The organism is Paraburkholderia sprentiae WSM5005 (genome assembly GCF_001865575.2).
Taxonomy (GTDB): domain Bacteria; phylum Pseudomonadota; class Gammaproteobacteria; order Burkholderiales; family Burkholderiaceae; genus Paraburkholderia; species Paraburkholderia sprentiae.
Genome location: NZ_CP017563.2, coordinates 404,606 through 421,920 on the forward strand (window position 1 = coordinate 404,606; position 17,315 = coordinate 421,920).

General features: G+C 60.8%; 14 protein-coding genes. 12 read left to right on the forward strand and 2 right to left on the reverse strand.

Features of this window, described 5'->3' with window-relative positions:
* Nucleotides 1-36 precede the first annotated feature (36 nt).
* The 12 genes from BJG93_RS30400 to BJG93_RS36575 all read left to right on the forward strand — a co-directional run bounded on the left by BJG93_RS30400 (nucleotide 37) and on the right by BJG93_RS36575 (nucleotide 13,488).
* Nucleotides 37-972, forward strand: coding sequence for a D-ribose ABC transporter substrate-binding protein (locus BJG93_RS30400; protein ID WP_027194939.1), 936 nt, complete (start codon nucleotides 37-39; stop codon nucleotides 970-972).
* A gap of 79 nt (nucleotides 973-1,051) precedes the next feature.
* A complete protein-coding gene (locus BJG93_RS30405; protein WP_034477646.1) occupies nucleotides 1,052-1,711 on the forward strand; it encodes a DUF2291 family protein in 660 nt (219 codons plus the stop codon).
* A complete protein-coding gene (locus tag BJG93_RS30410; protein WP_027194941.1) occupies nucleotides 1,708-3,273 on the forward strand; it encodes a sugar ABC transporter ATP-binding protein in 1,566 nt (521 codons plus the stop codon). Before BJG93_RS30405 ends, BJG93_RS30410 begins: the two co-directional genes overlap by 4 nt.
* Nucleotides 3,274-3,284: 11 nt before the next feature.
* Entirely contained in the window at nucleotides 3,285-4,352 is a 1,068-nt protein-coding gene (locus BJG93_RS30415; protein WP_051374219.1) for an ABC transporter permease, read from the forward strand.
* Between the two features lie 3 nt (nucleotides 4,353-4,355).
* Complete coding sequence (locus BJG93_RS30420) at nucleotides 4,356-5,450, forward strand: Gfo/Idh/MocA family protein (RefSeq protein ID WP_051374220.1); 1,095 nt, start codon at nucleotides 4,356-4,358, stop codon at nucleotides 5,448-5,450.
* Entirely contained in the window at nucleotides 5,447-7,408 is a 1,962-nt protein-coding gene (gene apnL / locus BJG93_RS30425; protein WP_034477650.1) for a D-apionate lactonase, read from the forward strand. Before BJG93_RS30420 ends, apnL begins: the two co-directional genes overlap by 4 nt.
* Before the next feature lie 172 nt (nucleotides 7,409-7,580).
* Nucleotides 7,581-7,934: a hypothetical protein gene (locus BJG93_RS30430; protein WP_231337664.1), complete on the forward strand. Its 354-nt coding sequence runs from the start codon at nucleotides 7,581-7,583 to the stop codon at nucleotides 7,932-7,934.
* Nucleotides 7,935-8,466: 532 nt separating this feature from the next.
* Nucleotides 8,467-9,447 (forward strand): glycosyltransferase family 2 protein, encoded by a 981-nt coding sequence (locus BJG93_RS30435; RefSeq protein ID WP_027194944.1) that lies wholly within the window; start codon nucleotides 8,467-8,469, stop codon nucleotides 9,445-9,447.
* Between the two features lie 210 nt (nucleotides 9,448-9,657).
* Nucleotides 9,658-10,923, forward strand: a complete 1,266-nt coding sequence (locus BJG93_RS30440; RefSeq protein ID WP_027194945.1) for a flippase — start codon at nucleotides 9,658-9,660, stop codon at nucleotides 10,921-10,923.
* The gene (glf, locus tag BJG93_RS30445; protein ID WP_027194946.1) at nucleotides 10,913-12,025 is read left to right on the forward strand and encodes a UDP-galactopyranose mutase; all 1,113 of its coding nucleotides are present in this window, start codon (nucleotides 10,913-10,915) and stop codon (nucleotides 12,023-12,025) included. Before BJG93_RS30440 ends, glf begins: the two co-directional genes overlap by 11 nt.
* Before the next feature lie 66 nt (nucleotides 12,026-12,091).
* Nucleotides 12,092-12,967 (forward strand): DUF707 domain-containing protein, encoded by an 876-nt coding sequence (locus BJG93_RS30450; protein WP_027194947.1) that lies wholly within the window; start codon nucleotides 12,092-12,094, stop codon nucleotides 12,965-12,967.
* A gap of 230 nt (nucleotides 12,968-13,197) precedes the next feature.
* Nucleotides 13,198-13,488 (forward strand): recombinase family protein, encoded by a 291-nt coding sequence (locus BJG93_RS36575; RefSeq protein ID WP_407675358.1) that lies wholly within the window; start codon nucleotides 13,198-13,200, stop codon nucleotides 13,486-13,488.
* A 109-nt stretch (nucleotides 13,489-13,597) separates the two neighbouring features.
* Here the strand turns inward: BJG93_RS36575 and BJG93_RS30460 are convergent, their stop codons facing one another.
* On the reverse strand, nucleotides 13,598-14,764 hold the full coding sequence (locus tag BJG93_RS30460) for a hypothetical protein (RefSeq protein WP_027194949.1): 1,167 nt from the start codon (nucleotides 14,762-14,764) through the stop codon (nucleotides 13,598-13,600).
* Nucleotides 14,765-15,416: 652 nt separating this feature from the next.
* Nucleotides 15,417-17,210, reverse strand: a complete 1,794-nt coding sequence (locus BJG93_RS30465; RefSeq protein ID WP_027194950.1) for an outer membrane protein assembly factor BamB family protein — start codon at nucleotides 17,208-17,210, stop codon at nucleotides 15,417-15,419.
* Nucleotides 17,211-17,315 lie beyond the last annotated feature (105 nt).

Here is a 17,315-nt window from a genome sequence, read left to right on the forward strand (position 1 = left end):
GCGGTACCCGATAACGAAGTACACAGGAGACAGACCATGACAGCATCGAAGCGGTTGTTCGCCCTCGCGTTGGTTGCCCTGGCGGTCGTCGGTACGACGAGCGCGCAGGCGGCCGGCCTGATCGCCATCATCACGCCGTCGCACGACAATCCGTTCTTCAAGGCCGAAGCCGATACCGCGGATGCCCGCGCGAAGGCGCTCGGCTACAGCACCATCGTGCTGGTTCACGACGACGACGCGAACAAGCAGTCGCAACTCGTCGACACCGCGATTGCGCGCGGCGCGAAGGCGATCGTGCTCGACAACGCCGGTTCAGAGGCGTCGATCTCGGCGGTCAAGAAGGCGAAAGACGCGGGCATTCCGGCGTTCCTGATCGACCGCGAAATCAACGCGACCGGCATCGCGGTCGCGCAGATCGTGTCGAACAACTATCAGGGCGCGCAACTTGGCGGCCGCGCGTTCGTCAAGGCCTTGGGCGAGAAGGGCAATTACGTCGAACTGGTCGGACGCGAGTCCGATATCAACGCGGGTATCCGCTCGAAGGGCTATCACGATGTGATCGATCAGTTCCCGAACCTGAAGATGGTCGAGCGGCAATCGGCGAACTGGAGCCAAACGGAAGCGTACCGGGTGATGGAAACGATTCTGCAAAGCCATCCCGACATCAAGGGTGTGATCGCCGGCAACGACACGATGGCGATGGGCGCGTCGGCCGCGCTGAAAGCGGCAAAACGGCCGGACGTGATCGTGGTCGGCTTCGACGGCAGCAACGACGTGCGCGACGCGATCAAGCGCGACGAAATCCGCGCGACCGTGCTGCAGCCGGCCGCGCTGGCCGCCAACGAAGCGGTCGAACAGGCGGACAAGTATCTGAAGACGGGCTCGACCGGCAAGCCCGAAAAGCAGCTGATCAACTGCACGCTGATCACCAAGGCGAACGCCGGCAAGCTCGACATGTTCGCGCTGCGCTGATCGCGGAGCGCCGCGACGATGCCGGGGAGCATCGCCGCGGCGCGACATGCTGTTCCATCGGTGTGGCATGAGGTGAACCATGAGAGGTTGCATCTGCGGCGCGCTCGTCATCATCGCGATGAGCGGTGCGCTGACCGGCTGCAAGCTGGTCAAGCATGACGCGCAGGCGTCGAAACATTCGCGCGATGCGTACGCATCCGCGGGTTACGATCCGAACGCGATGGTCGCGTCGATGTGGTCCAGCAAGATCCTGCCCGATGTCGAGAAGCGCGCGACCGACTACCCGACGTTGCGCGACGCGATCAACGCGGACCCGGACGCGGCGGGCCGAAAGTACGGCTATCGCGGCAAAGACGACAGCGCGCCGTGGAATTTTCCGACCAAGCTGCACGGCAAGATCGTCGAAGTGGACACGCAATCGAGCCAGGGCACGGTCGGCGTCGATGTCGATGGCGGCGGCAAGGTCGACGTGATCGTCGATATCGGCCCGACGGTGCTCGGCACCACGCTGCGCGACACGCTCGATTTCATCTCGTTCGAGAGCTTTCGCAATCAGATCGAATACGCGCAGTTCGGCTCGGCGCTCAACAGCTATGCCGCGACGCATGTGATGAAACCGCTATCGCGCGACGGCCTGAAGGGCAAGGAAATCACCGTGACCGGTGCGTTCTCGTACGACTCGTCGGCGCAACAGCCGGAAGTCGTGCCGCTCGCCATTGCCGTCGGAGACAAGCCATGAGCGCGACGCACACTCGGGACGAGGTGATTCTGCAAGTCGAGGCGGTGACGAAGGTCTATCCGGGCACGATCGCGCTCAAGGAAGTGAACTTCGCGGTGCGGCGCGCGGCCGTGAACGTGCTGGTCGGCGAAAACGGCGCAGGCAAGTCCACGCTGATGAAGATCATCGCGGGCGCCGAGAAGCCCACGTCGGGACGGCTGATGCTCGACGGCGCGCCGATCGAGCTGGAAAACAGCGCGCACGCATTGCAGCGAGGCATCGGCATTGTGTATCAGGAACTCAATCTGTTTCCGAACCTGTCGATTGCCGAGAACGTCTTCATCGCGCACGAACTCACGCGTGCCGGCGTACACATCGACATCGATGCACAACGGCAGCGTGTGCGGCAGCTGCTCGCGCGTCTTGAACTCGACCTGAGTCCGGACACGCTGGTCGAGGATCTGCGCATCGGCCAGCAGCAGCTGGTCGAGATCGCGAAAGCGCTCGCGCACGATGCGCGTGTGCTGATTCTCGACGAACCGACTTCAGCGCTGAGCGCGGCCGAAGTCGACGTACTGTTCCGGGTCATCGCCGAACTGAAAGCGCAGGGCGTGGCGATCGTCTACATCTCACATCGGCTAGAGGAACTGGTCCGGATCGGCGACTACATCACGGTGCTGCGCGATGGCCATATCACCGGCCATCAGCCGATGGCACAGGTCGACGTGCCGTGGATCGTGCGCCAGATGGTGGGCCGCGATACCAAGGATTTCTCGCGGCCGATCGGACACACCCGCGGCGACGAGGTGCTGTGCGTGCGAGACATATCGCTGCCGGGCAAAACCCACGGCTTCACGGTCGATCATGTGTCGCTGACGCTGCATGCCGGTGAAATCGTCGGCATGTATGGGCTGATGGGCGCGGGGCGCTCGGAGCTGTTCGAGTGCATTCTCGGCTGTCACCGCCACGCGAGCGGCGAGGTCATGCTCAACGGTAAGCCGCTGCGCGGCAAGCCGGTGGCGGGCCGGGTCGCGGCGGGCATCGCACTGATTCCCGAGGATCGCAAGACCGATGCGCTGTTACCGGTGCTGTCGATCGGCGAGAACATGACGATCGCGAGCCTCGCCGAGTTCGCGCGCGGCTTTCATATCAATTCCGCGCGCGAGCAGCGCTCGATCGGCCAGTTCATCCGCGAGCTCGCGATCAAAGTCGCGGACTGGCGGCTGCCGGTCAGCTCGCTGTCGGGCGGCAATCAGCAAAAGGTGGTGATCGCGCGCGCGCTGATGACCACGCCCACCGTGCTGCTGATGGACGAGCCGAGCCGCGGCATCGACGTCGGCGCGAAGGCGGACATCTTCAAGGTGATGCGCGATCTGGCCGTGAAAGGGCTCGGCATTCTCTTCGTCACGTCGGATCTGGAAGAGGTGATGGCGCTGTCCGACCGCATTCTGGTGATGTCGAACGGGCGGCTGACCGCCGAATTCGACGCCGCCGACGCGACCCAGGACGCGCTCGTCGCCGCATCGGCGATCGGGCATCGTACCGCTCACGTCAGCGCATCCAACCACACAATCACTGCATGAGGGAGAACCGGATGGCGATCATCTTGAAGGGCGAGATGTCGGGCGCGAGCCTGAGCGAGGCGCCGCTCCTGTTGCTGTTGAAACTGCGCACGTTCATCGCGTTGTTCGCGGTGGTGATTTTCTTCTCGTTCGCGGCGCACAACTTCGTGAGCTGGGAGAACCTGTTGATCATGTCGCGCCATGTCGCGCTCAATGCCTTTCTCGCGATCGGCATGACCTTCGTGATCGTGGCGGGCGGCATCGATCTGTCGGTCGGGTCGATCGTCGGCCTGTCGGGCATGGTGGCGGGCGGGCTGATTCTGCACGGCATCCCGCTCGGCGACGAATACACGCTTTACCTGAGCGTGCCCGAAGTGATCGTCGTCGCGCTGCTGACGGGCGTCGCGGTCGGCGCGATCAACGGACTGCTGATTACGCGGCTGAACGTTGCGCCGTTCATCGCGACGCTCGGCACGCTGTATATCGCACGCGGCGCCGCGCTGCTGTCGTCGAACGGCGAGACGTTCCCGAATCTGACCGGCGACCCGGACTACGGCACCACCGGCTTTCCGGTCATCGGCTCGGCGACGATCCTCGGGATTCCGTTGACGATCTGGCTGCTCGTCGCGGTCGGCGCGATCGCCGCGTACATCGCCGGGCGCACGCCACTCGGCCGTCAGATCTACGCGGTCGGCAGCAACGAGCGCGCGGCGCAATTGTCCGGCGTGCGAGTCAATCGCGTGAAGATGTTCGTCTATATGTTCTCGGGGCTGTGCGCGGCGATCGTCGGCTTGATCATCGCGTCGGAACTGGTCGCCTCGCATCCGATGAGCGGCGAAACCTTCGAGCTCAACGCGATCGCGGCGGCCGTGCTCGGCGGCACCTCGATGTCCGGCGGGCGCGGCAAGATCGGCGGCACGATCATCGGCGCGTTCGTGATCGGGATTCTGTCGGACGGGCTCGTGATGATGGGCGTCAGCGCGTTCTGGCAGACCGTGATCAAGGGTGTGGTGATCGTCGCGGCGGTGGTCGTCGACCAGATCCAGCGGCGCGTGCAGCAGCGCTTCGCGTTGCAGAAGCAAGCGGCGACGGGGGGCTGAGCGATGAGCGGAGCGGGCACGAACACGCATTCCAACGGGGCACAGACAGTGTTCAAAGGCGCGTTGATCGGTTGTGGGTTTTTCTCGCGGAATCATCTGCACGCGTGGCGCGAAATCGGCGAGGCGCGCATCGTCGCGCTGTGCGACGCAGACCAAACGCGGCTTCAGGCGGCCGGCCGCGAGTTCGGCATCGAGCGTCTTTACAGCGATGCGGCCGCGATGCTGGCGGCAGAGCAGTTGGATTTCGTCGATATCGCAACCACGGTGGCGAGCCATAAAGCGCTCGTCGAACTCGCCGCGCGGGCAAAGCTCGCAGTGATCTGTCAGAAACCGTTCGCGCGCTCGCTCGACGATGCGCGCGCGATGGTTGACGCGTGCCACGAGGCGGGCGTAGCACTGATGGTTCACGAGAATTTCCGCTGGCAAAGCGCGATTCAGTCGGTCGGCGCGGCCTTGCATCGCGGCGAGATCGGCGAGCCGTTCTGGGGACGCGTGTCGTTCCGCTCGGGGTTCGACGTGTTCAGCGGCCAACCGTATCTGGCCGAAGGCGAGCGCTTTATCGTCGAGGATCTCGGCATTCATGTGCTCGATATCGCGCGTTTTCTGTTCGGCGACGTAAAGCGGCTGTATGCGAGCACATCGCGCGTGAATCCGGCGATCAGAGGCGAGGACGTTGCGACGATCATGCTGAGCCACGAGCAGCGCGTGACCTGTATCGTCGATTGCAGTTACGCGACACGGCTGCCGCGCGAGCTGTTTCCGCAAACGCTGGTCGAAGTGGATGGTTCGGCGGGCACGCTGCGGCTATTCGCGGACTATCGGTTGCAGATTCATACCGCGGCGGGAACCGAAATGCGCGACGTGGCGCCGCCGCCGCTTTCGTGGGCGAGCGCGCCGTGGGAGGCGATCCAGGGCAGCGTGGCGAGCATTCAGTCGCATTGGATCGATTGCCTGCGCCGCGGCGTCGAGCCGGCGACGAGCGGGCGCGACAATCTCGCGACGCTCGCGCTCGTCGAGGCGACTTATGTTTCAGCGCGGGAACGACGCAGCATCGAGATGACCGAGATGCACGGCGCCGCTGCGAAGGAGGCGCAATGAGCGTGGACGTCGCGATAGCCCGCTATGGCACGACGCAGAGCAGGGAACCGGAGCGGTGCGTGCGGGCCGGCCCGTGGTCGGCGCTGCTGGTCGACGGTGCGTTGCGCGAAATCCGCTATCGCGATGTCGAAGTGATCCGCTCGGTCGCGTTGCTGGTTCGCGATAAGGACTGGGGCACCTGTCGTCCAAAACGGGAGGGCGTCGAACTCGACGAGGACGAGCACGGCTTTCGCATCGCTTATCGGGCGCAGTGTGCGAATCCCGATGGACAGGTGCTGAACTACGACCAGCGCATCGTCTGCCCGGCCGATGGCGCGCTGCGCTTCGAGGCGTCCGTGACCGCGCAGGATGCCTTTCTGACGGCACGCTGCGGATTCTGCGTGCTGCATCCGATCGACGGTGTGGCGGGTGCGCCCGCACGCGTCGAGCATGGCGATGGAACGCACGAGCAATCGGCATTTCCTGAGCTGATCGATCCGTGGCAGCCGTTCAAGGACATCTGCGCGATCGAACACGACCTTGCCTGCGGGCTCACGGTGCGCTGCGCATTCGCGGGCGACGTGTTCGAGATGGAAGACCAGCGCAACTGGTCCGATGCATCGTTCAAGACCTACTCACGGCCGCTGGCATTGCCTTGGCCTTACACGCTCGAAGCGGGTGTTACCACGCGCCAGAGCGTGACCCTAAGCGTCGAAGAGCGGAGCGGGGTTTTTTTCCCTGGCAGCGCCCGCGCGCCGTCGATCCCCGAGCAGAACGACGCGGTGACTATCACGCTCGACCTCGTTCAGGAAGCGGCCGAAACGATGCCGGCGCTCGGCGTCGCGATTGCCGCCAGCGAGATCGACGCGGCGCTCGCGCATCCCGAACTGCTGGCCGGGCTTGCGCCCCAACAACTCACGTTGAGCTTCGATCCGGTGGCGGGTCACGGGCTGGCCGAACTCGAGCGATTCTCGGCATTGCAGCGGCGCGCGGGTATTGCTGCTGTGCTCGAATACGCGCTGCCGGGCGTCGATGAACCGCGCCGCGAACTCGATGCGCTGGCCGCGTTGATCGAGGCGGCCAGGTTGGAGATCGTCGGCATCGTCGTCAGTCCGTGCGTGCATCGGCAGTCGAACCCGCCGGGCAGCATCAGCCCGCCGTGTCCGGCGCTCGACGACGTGTATCGCGCCGCGCGCGCTGCCTTTCCGCGACTCAGGATCGGTGGCGGGATGCTGAGCTATTTCACCGAACTGAATCGCAAGCGGCCGCCGCTGGAACTGGCGGATTGGGTCACCCACGCGACGTGTCCGATCGTCCACGCGGCCGACGATCGCAGCGTCATGCAAACGCTGGAAGCGATTCCGCACATCACGCGCTCGTGCCGCGCGCTGGTGGGCGCTCAGCGCTACGCAATCGGTCCGGTGTCGATCGGCATGCGCCAGAACCCGTACGGCTCGCGCGTGATGCCCAATCCGCACCGCGAACGGATGGCGATGGCCGGCTTCGATCCGCGCCAAACCGCGCTGTTTGGCGGCGCGTGGCTCGCCGGTTACGCGGCGGCGCTGGAAGGTGCGCGGATCGACACATTGACGCTAGGCGCGTTGACGGGCGAGCGAGGTCTCGCAGACGTTAGCGATGGGGTGAAGCGGTATCCGATGTACGAAGTAGCGCGCGCGCTGGCTGCGATGGCCGGGTCCGACAGGCTCGCTGTCGCCGTCGCGGCGGCGGAGCGCTCCGCGATCGCATGCTTGGCCGCGCGCGACGCGCAGGAGCGGATTCGAATCGTAATCGCCAATCTGACCGATAGCGAGCGTGAAGTGCGACTGACGCTTCGTGGGGGGACGGTGTCTTTCCACGCGTTTATCTGTGATGAGAAGACGGTGCGAGAGAAGGACGTCATGCCGGTTCCCGCGCAGGTGGACCTTACTCGCCCGGTGTTGCTGCGTCCGTACGCTTTTGTTATCGGGATGGCTGTTTGACTGTCGTGCATTCGTAGCGTGGCCGGCGTGGGTTTCTTCTTTTGGTGCAGCGAGACAATACCCAACGCGCACAGGCTTGCTTTGTGCGTTAGCCCACACGTGAACGCTGCGCCGAAAGCGGGTTGCCGCAAGCGTTGCGACACATCTTGCGGCGAGCGTTGCAGAAGTGTTTTTGCGCGCTCGTGCATCGAGATGGTCTGGCTTATTCCCGTTCGAGATCGATTTCATTCAGCTCTTTCCACCCGTCGACAATCGTACGCTGCCTGACAATGCGGTCCGGTGTATCAATTGCCACGGCCACGCGGACAACGCAGCGTCTTTTGCGCCCCCGTTGACAAGCCAGTATCTGCTCAGCGATACCCGCCGACGCGGCGGCCCGCCGAGTCGTTACGATTTGGGCTCGTTCTGCCGTGTCGTGAATGTCGGCGTCGATCCGACAGGAATCGAGCTGAAGAAAGCGATGCCGCAATACACGTTCAGCGATACAGAATGCGCAGCGCTTTGGAGCTTTGTCACCGCCCGGTAGGGCTTCGCCCGCTGGACATGTGAAGTTTTCTCGCATGGTTCATTGAACTGGATGACGCATACACTCGCACAAACGCGCCAGATCTTCAGCGCTTCGGGTCAGTGTTTCAAATGCCCTCGCGCGAAGGACTATATTCAAACCCTGCCTTCCGGCTGATCGCCCGCTACGGGCGTCGACGGATCATTCCGTCGACTACTTGCGTCAGGACAGATCCAAGGGTGTGTGTCATGAGATGTCCCATTCGTGCATGGTTGGTGCGGCGGCTACGCGGGTGACGGCGGTCTCGCGGTTCAGGCGATGCTGTCGGGTCCAAGGGGCTCGCGTTCGGGCGTGACGGAGCGCTGTATGTCGCCGATGGTTTCAGGATCCGCAAGATCACCGGACTCCCAGGTCGTCACCGCTGGGATTGCCGGGACAAACGGCGCTACGGCCTTGACGGCAACGATGGTGACGAAGATTGAGGTCAAAGTTGCAGAGCAAAACAACGAGCATCGCTTGGCCCGGAGAAACCGAAGCTTCCAGGAGCCTGTCCATGTCCGCGCCGAGAATCAGCGTTCTGCTGCCGATCTACGAGGTCGAGGACTATATCGAAGACTGTCTGGATTCCCTGCTGTCACAAACCTGCACTGATTTCGAAATCATCGCCGTCGACGACAGCAGCCCCGATCGCTCAGGTGAAATCGCCGCCCGCCTGCTCGCGCAACAGGATCGCATTCCATGGAAGTTGATCAGGAACACCGACAATAAAGGGCTCGCTGAAACGCGAAAAATCGCCGCATCGGAAGCGCGCGGCGACTATGTGCTCTGCGTCGACAGCGACGACCACGTTCATCGCGATCTGATTCGCACCGTGCTGCGCGAAGCCGATCAGCACGACGCCGATGTCGTCATTTTCGCCGCCGAACACGTTAGCCCCGATGGCGCCGTCAACGCTCGCATCGATTCCGGCGACTGCATCATCACCGGCGTGCAAGCCGTGCAGAAACTCATGGGACTGGAACTGCAAGCCTTTTGCTGGAACAAACTCGTGCGCCGCTCCATTTTCGTCGCGGCCGACCATCCGTGCGGTCTCATCTACGAAGACATTTGCGTGACGGTGCAGACGCTCGCCAGCGCGAAAATCGTGCGGCTCATTCCGGACAGCCTTTACTCCTACATGTTCCGCGAATCGGCAATTTCCAGGCGCTTCAACCCGCGGGTCGTCGATCTTTTTGTCATCATCGACCGCGTTGAAAAACGCACTGCGTTCCTCCCGATTCCCGACTACAAACGTCTGTTGTTCCGGCTCAGATACATCTTCGGATACCGCACGATCGCGTTTCACACCGCTATGACCGCGCCGAGCTACGAGCTCGCGAGGCCGATCCTATATAGCGTTTCGAAAAAGCTGCGTGTGAAGCACCTGATCGGCATGTATGCGGACGGGCGGCCGAAGCTCTCCGTTGCGATGACGATGCTCAAGATCCATCCGTGGATCTTCTATTGCTTCGTGAGACGCTTCAATCATCACTGATCCTGCGAAATGCGCCATCTGGCACATAACGCAGAGCGCGTTGGAAGTATCCGTTTAACCCTCTGAAAGGCACGGCGTTTGCGTACCCCAACCGGCCGCGCCTACTGACGACGAAATCTGGTGACCCTGTGCGTATGACATATATGATGGGCTTATGCTTATGCCGCGCTTGTCCTGAACTTTAATCGAAGTATTGAAAACGGTCTAACCATGGCGAATCGACTCCGACAGAACATCGTCGCGCTGACCATCCTGCAGGCGGCTAACATGCTGCTGCCGCTTGCAACCATTCCCTACCTGTTGCGCGTGCTGCGCCCGGAACACTTTGGCGCATACATCTTCGCACAAGCCATCATTGGCTACCTCGTACTGCTGACCGACTACGGTTTCAACTGGTCATCGACTGCCCACGTCGCACGGGTCCAGAATGACCGGTACGCGGTGTCGAAGATCTTCTGGGCGACACAAGGCGCCAAGGCGCTGATCGCGGTGGTCTGCCTCGCGATGCTGCTGTTAGCGGCGTTGTTCGTGGCAAGGCTGCGCGAATTGCTGCCGGTTCTGCTGGCGACCTATCCGGTCGTGATCGGAACGGTGCTGTTTCCGCAGTGGCTGTTTCAGGGCCTGGAGCAGATGACGCTGACTACCGTTTCGATGCTGAGCGCGCGGCTGCTGCTGCTTCCGCTCACGTTCGTCCTGGTGCACTCGCCGGCCGACACGTGGATCGCCTCGCTGATCAGCTCGATGAGCGTGGTTGCTGCCGGACTCGTCGCCTCGTTCCTGATCGTAAAAGACCGGATGATTGTCGCGATGGTGCCGGGCAAGGCGGAGATCCTGGAGACGCTTCGTGACGGCTGGCACACGTTCATTTCCACCGCAGCGATCAGTTTGTACACCACCACCAATACCGTGGTGCTCGGATTTATTGCGGGGGATGCCGCTGTTGGCTTCTTTGGCGTCGCCGACAAGATCCGCAACCTCGCCCAGGCGCCGCTCGTACCGGTCGCCAACGCGGTGTACCCGCGCGTGACGGCGCTCTTTTCCGAAGACTCCGCCCAGGCGTTTGCGCTGGTGCGCAAGATGTTTTACCTGGCGGTCTCGTCCATGTTGCTGGCTTCGGTCGCGCTGTGGGGCGGCGCCGAGTTGATCCTTCGTATCGCGATGGGCTCCGGGTACGAACCGGCCGTGATCGTCCTGAAGTGGATGGCGCCGATGCCACTGCTCATCGGGCTGAGCGGTGTATTCGGCGTTCAGCTGATGCTGCCGCTCGGCATGAAGAAGAAGGTCAGCGAGATCCTGATCGTCGCCGGCCTGTTCAATCTTGCCATCCTCGTGCCGCTTGTATGGTTTTACGGCGCTCAGGGCGCGGCAATGTCAGCGCTGGCCACCGAGTTTCTCGTCACGGCCTCGATGGCGCTTCACCTGATCAAATGCAAGGTTCCGGCTTTCCAAACGAGGGTGCGCACAGATGAAATATGACTTCCTTATCGTAGGTGCCGGCTTTGCGGGCGCGGTCTGTGCCGAACGCCTCGCGGCAAGCGGAAAACGCGTGCTCGTCGTCGACAAACGGAATCATATAGGCGGCAACGCCTACGACCGGCACGATGAGAACGGCGTGCTGATCCATCCGTACGGTCCGCATATCTTTCATACCAACAGCAAGCGGATATTCGAATACCTGTCGGCTTTTACCGATTGGCGCTTCTACGAGCATCGCGTGAAGGCCTATGTAGACGGGGGCCTCTATCCAATACCGATTAATCGCACGACGATCAACAGGTTATATGGCCTCGACCTGAACGAGCAGGCCACCGTGGCGTTTCTCGAGTCGGTACGTGAAGCGCGAGGAACCGTCTCCACCAGCGAAGACGCGGTGCTCAGCAGCGTTGGCCGCGATCTGTGCGAGAAGTTTTTCCGTGGCTATACGCGCAAGCAATGGGGACTCGATCTTTCTGAACTGTCCGCGGGTGTCGCTGCGCGAATCCCGACACGTTCGAACGACGACGACCGGTACTTCACCGATACGTATCAATTCATGCCGGCGCAAGGCTACACCGCGATGTTCGAAAGGATGCTTGGCAGTCCGGACATCGAGGTACGTCTGTCGACCGACTATAACGAGGTGAAAGCGAGTATCGAATGCGGACACCTTGTGTACACAGGACGGATTGACGCGTATTTCGGCTATCGCTTCGGCAAGCTGCCGTACCGCAGCCTGGATTTTCAGCACCAGCATCTGAGCGACGTGGAGCGCTTTCAGACGACAGGTACCGTCAACTATCCGAACGATCACGAATACACGAGGATTACGGAGTTCAAGCACCTCACCGGGCAGCAGCATCAGGGAACCTCGATCGTCAGGGAGTATCCGCGAGCCGAAGGTGAGCCGTACTACCCGATTCCACGCAAGGAAAACGAGGCATTGTTCCTGCGCTACAACGCGCTTGCGGAGACAGTTGCCGATATTACTTTCGTGGGCAGGCTCGCGCAGTATCGCTACTACAACATGGACCAGGTCGTTGGTGCGTCGCTTAAAGCTGCGGAAGGGCTCATCCAGGGTGCAGCAATCAGCGAGTGCTAGCGGGCACCTGAGCGCTTTCCTGGGACTGACTGGAAGATTCGGAGCATCGCATAGGGAGTTCGGAAGATGGAAAAGTACCTGGTCGTTCTGAGGTGTGGAGACCGCTCCTTGCATCCGCAATGGTTCAGCGGCGGACAGACCCCGCGCTTTGACCTGATACTGAGTTACTACGGGAAAGACAAAAATTTTTCGGACGACTTTGCTAAAACCATACATCGATTCAAGGGATCAAAGTGGGAAGGTCTTCACGACTTCATGTTGCGAAACGCCGAATTGGTTTTGCAATACCGCTACATCTGGCTCCCGGACGACGATATCCTGACCGATGTTCAAACGCTCAACGAGTTCTTCGACTATGTAGAACGGGAGAATTTCGCACTCGCGCAACCGTCTCTCGACCAGAGAAGCTACTTCAGTCACGCAACGACGTTGCAGAACAGGGCGTTCGAGTTTCGTGAAACCAATTTCGTGGAAGTGATGGTGCCATGTTTCTCGTCGAATGCCTTGCATGCGATAAAGGACAGCTTTGGATGGACCAGCACAGGCTGGGGTCTGGATTTTCTGTGGTCCAAACAGGTCGCCCCGCTAGGGAAGGTTGGCATTGTCGACCGTTTTGCCGTGTTGCATACACGGCCGGTCGCCTCAGCGGACCACAGCGTGGCGTGGTCGGAATTGAATCAGACGCTCGCGCAACACGGAATGCGCGCGTCGATCAAGGTTCTGCGGGGCAGAACACGCTACGTAGGAAAAACCTATGCGAGCGGTCGGCTGGGCAACCCAATGTTGTTCATCCATGCAGTAAAAGGCAGCCATCCTGCGCGACGGAAAAATCTCATCGCCTATCTGGGGCTGCTGAAAGAGTATCTTCCGTGGCTTCACTATACCAAGCGCAAAACGCAGCCATATCGGGCTCCGAATGGACGTTCGAGTCCCTTAGGGTAACAACATGGATGATTGATTTGAATGCCGTACCGCTGCTGCGCCGTAGTGATAAAGGCACCGGCATCACCCAACTTGTGAACGTCTGAAATGGCTCTTCGATCCGAACACGGCCAAAGCTAGCCAAGGATAGATGAACCAAGTCAACGAAAGCGCAAAGCGCAATAAGCAACACGCCGCGAATCTATCCATGCGCCCGTCTTTCGAGTTCACAGCAGGCAGACGGTAGCTCGATCGCGCGGCAGGATGCCTACGCGGAAGCGTGGGCCAAGCAGCACGGCCTGATACTCGATCGCTCTTTACGCATGGAGGACCGCGGCAAGTCCGCTCACAAGGGCGAGCACGTAAAGAAAGGCGGCGCGCTCGGCGCGTTCATCGAGCGTATCAAGGCCGATGACGTCGTACCCGGCGATACGCTGATCGTCGAAAAACTCCGTAATCCTCGTGTATTCGTGATCGTTCGGATAGTTGACGGCACCAGAGTCACCGCCATGAACAAGCGCAGTGCGCACTCGATTCGATAGATAGCAGCGCGCTCTGCATTATGTGCCAGATGACGCATTTCGCAGGGTCAGCGGCTATTGAGGCTTCTCACGAAGCAATAGAAGATCCGGGGATGGATCTTGCGCATCGTCATGGCGACGGAGAGCGTCGGCCGCTCGTCGCATCGCGCTTGCCAGTCACGACATACCACGCTCGACGACCGTTTTTCCACAGCGCGCGCACTCGCCGATAGATCGCGCGGCTCACACGCTTCGACGCTTCAAGCTTCCCCTTGGTGGCCTGCGGCGGGTGATCTTCGAGCCAGCGCAGCCGTGCTTCGATATCGCGTTCACGGTCCGCGTAGAGTGCAATCGGGAAGGGATGGCCAAGCCTCGCGTCGTAAAGCGCGCGAGCGGCATCGACGATGTCGCGGTTCTCCTCGCGCTGGGAGAAGTACGCGATGTGCACGAATGGCACACTGCGCGCACAGACGATTCGCAACCGGTTCCGCGCACAGTAGACATGCATCATGTGCTCGTCATCGAGCCCACCGTCGTCGATCATGTCCCATAACCGCTTGCGAAAAAGAATGCAGCCGATCGAATAGCGCGATTCTGACGGCACTTCGCAAGGTTCGAGGTCCCGCGTGGCAGCGATGAAAGCATCAGGCTGAAGCGTGGTCCGTTCATGCAGCCAGCGCGCGATGTGCGGATAGCCCCATATCGTGCCATTGGTGCCGATCTCGATCTGCTCCGCAGGGATGATTCGCATCGGAAAGCGCTTGTCCCCGTCGGCTCCGACGAAATGGGGATGCGCCTGGCTCGTGAAGTACTCGCGCTCCAGGTTCATCACACGCATTACCTCAGGGAAGCCCCAGTTGTTGTTGTTGATCAGCGGGGTGACGTAGGCAAGCTCGTTCGCGCTTTCATGTTCCGCCGCGTCGTACGTGGCGAGCATCTTGTCGAGCCACTCGCCGGCGATCGGGAAGGCGTCGTCGTCCACCTTGCAGATCAAGTCGATTTCGGCGAACGCCGGTTGCGAGAGTAGTTTTTTGATCGTGCGATAGGGTGGGCCAGGCGGAATGTCGTCGACGACCCGAACGATGCCCGGAAAAAGTCTTGCGTAGCGCCGCGCCACGGCAAGCGTGCGTTCCGCGTCATAGCCGCCCCGGCAGTTCTGAAGCAGGATGAACTCGACGCCTGTTGGCCGGTACGCCATGTGACTGGCGAGGGTGAGTTCGAGCGCTGCGTAGTCGCGACAGAGCAGGACCAGAATGGCGACTCGCCTCGATGCCACGTTAGAACCGGATGCAGTCATGCTACTCCTTCGTAGGTAGCGACGAGCACATTGCCCAAGGAACATACATGCGAATATCGGAAGGCACCGAACCTGGCATCACGTGCATCACGAATATGCCAACACCAACGGTGCCGATGCTAATAACCGCGCGTCCGGTCGCAGCACCGATCGCGACTACTCAAGAGACAGGACGGAACGCACCGGTTCATCATAGTACAAGCGAAGATGAAGTGAAGCCGTATTCCATAGCGCGTCGCTGTTCTAAGCCAATCAACTGCGGGGAGGACGTTTTATGAATTATCGGACATTTCAGTGCGCTAAAATCCGCCAAACCATCAGTCAAATCTGCGACGCTGTTATTCGTACATCGAAATACGTCTTCCATTTTCATGGCAGCCGCAAAGTGAGCTACGACGATTAGGCTCGTCGAACTCGATGTCAGGGCACTGTGAATAAAGGACCCGAGCGCGAAGGAACGCGCTGCTATCAACTATTAAAAAAGATTCGCGATGTCGTGAAGCGCTCGCGGCAATGCCTGCGTCGACGACATCGAATTGCGATGTGTCCGCAGGACGCGCGCAGCGGCGCGATACTGCGAATCGCTGCGCGCAATAAGGGCAGAGTGGTTACTCTTGCGAAAAAGGTACCGTATTCCTAACGAATTTAGTAGTCAGAGGCCATAGGCATGAACCACGTGGTCGCTACCGGCGACGAAGACTTGCCCGTTCACGACCGTCGGCGACGCGAAGTTACCCTCGCCGGTTTGAACTGCCGTGTATTGGTCGTGGAAGAGTATGGTCCCGTCCGCTGCATCCAATGCGTAAAAGTCGTTGCCCAAACCGTCTGCGTAATACACCACACCATTTGCGGCGACGGGCGGGATAGCCGGGTTGAACGAGGATCTGTTCAAGCCGACTTGCGCCTGCCACACGGGTTTGGGGTTCACAGTACAGTTGCTGTCGATCGACAGTGCGATGACCCCGTGTTTGTATAAGTTGTTGCTCCCCGAACCGCCAGGGGACACGACGTAAAGCCGATTTAGCACCGGGTCGAATGCAGGAATGCCTATGTTGCTGCCCTCGGCTGAACTGAGGGAAATCGTCAACCTTTCAATGGGGCCCTGCTGCTGAATAGTGGCTCGGTTATAAATGAAGAGGTTGCCGGACTTGTTGTAGGCCGCGAGCATCGTCGGGCAGGTGGGACGCTGGAAGAGCAATGCTGTAGCGCCGAAGTCGGAGTCCGAGAGGGGCGGAGAAAGCGGCGAGTTCGACGCGGCTACCGCCAGGGTCGGCGTGAGCTTCACGACGTGCTCCGCGAACGCGGCATTTTCCGGATTGGCGAATGCGTTGCCCGTGAGTGCATAGACGACCGTCCCATCAGGCGGAATCGATACGCCTCCCACACCCCATATACCGCCCCCGTCTGGCCCGCTTGCGCCGTCTGGGTACCAGCGTTGCAGAATCGCGGCTGGGTTGGTGGTGGACGCGCGGACGACCTGTCCATGGTACGGCTCCGTATCGCAGGGGTCGCCGGCTGTCGCCACGTATATCGACGAACTATCGGGACTGAGCGTCAAGCCGCCATAGACCATCGTTCTTGGAGAAGCGTTGTTTGCGTCGAGAAGTGGCAGGTTGAAGCCCGGGAGATCCACGCCGGTCTGGAGGTTGTACGCATGCAGGTAGCCTCGCCCGCTCGCAACGAAAATCCGGTTGTTGGCATGGTCGATGACGGGCGTGCCCTGCACCCCGATCTTGCCTTGGAACAGCCCGGTGCAGGCCGACGTCAAGATAGCTTGAGGGATAGGGGCGCTTTTCCAAATGACCGCCCCTGTCGCGGCATTCAGTGCCCATGTAGTATTCCCCTCTGTCGCAACATAGACGATATCGGTTGGCACCCCGTTGATCATTACCCCGGTAGCCAGTACCGGCTGAGTCAGGATGGCACCGTCCAGGACAGGTGACTTCCAGTGCTGTACCAACGTCCTCACGTTGGTCTGGGTGAGCACCGTCTCGACCGGGTTATACCCAGTCCGCTGCCTGTTCATGCCATACGTCGGCCAGTCGGTCGTCGTAAAGGTTGGCGCGGCGACGGCCCCTGGTGTCCGGCTCAATGTAGCTTTAGTCGCTGGTTCGGGAGCTCGGTACGGCGTATCCACCGCCGGCCCGGTATCGTCGAGGAATTTATTCGGATTGATCTTGTCTCCGCCGTTCTGTTTGTCTACGTCCGATCCATCGAGAGCGAAGGCTGGCGGCACTTTCGGTCCGACGCCAGACGGGTGCGTGCCATGAGGGAATGGGTTCAGTGCGTTTGACGACGCCTGAGCGGCTGTTGCAAGACCCGGCGCAGATGCCGCAGCCGGTGCCGCGTTCGAACTTTGCGCTTGTGCGCCCGAGGCCGCCATGCCGGCGAGGATCAAAGCTGCAACGAGCCGAGAAGCGTCGATAACGTTATGTACGTTATTCATGTAGCCACCTCTTGGAAATACTGCTATTAGCAAAACGTGAGGTTAATGCTAGGCCATCAAAAATCAAGCGCAAGAAATGTCCGCTAGGGGCTACGATCTGGCGGA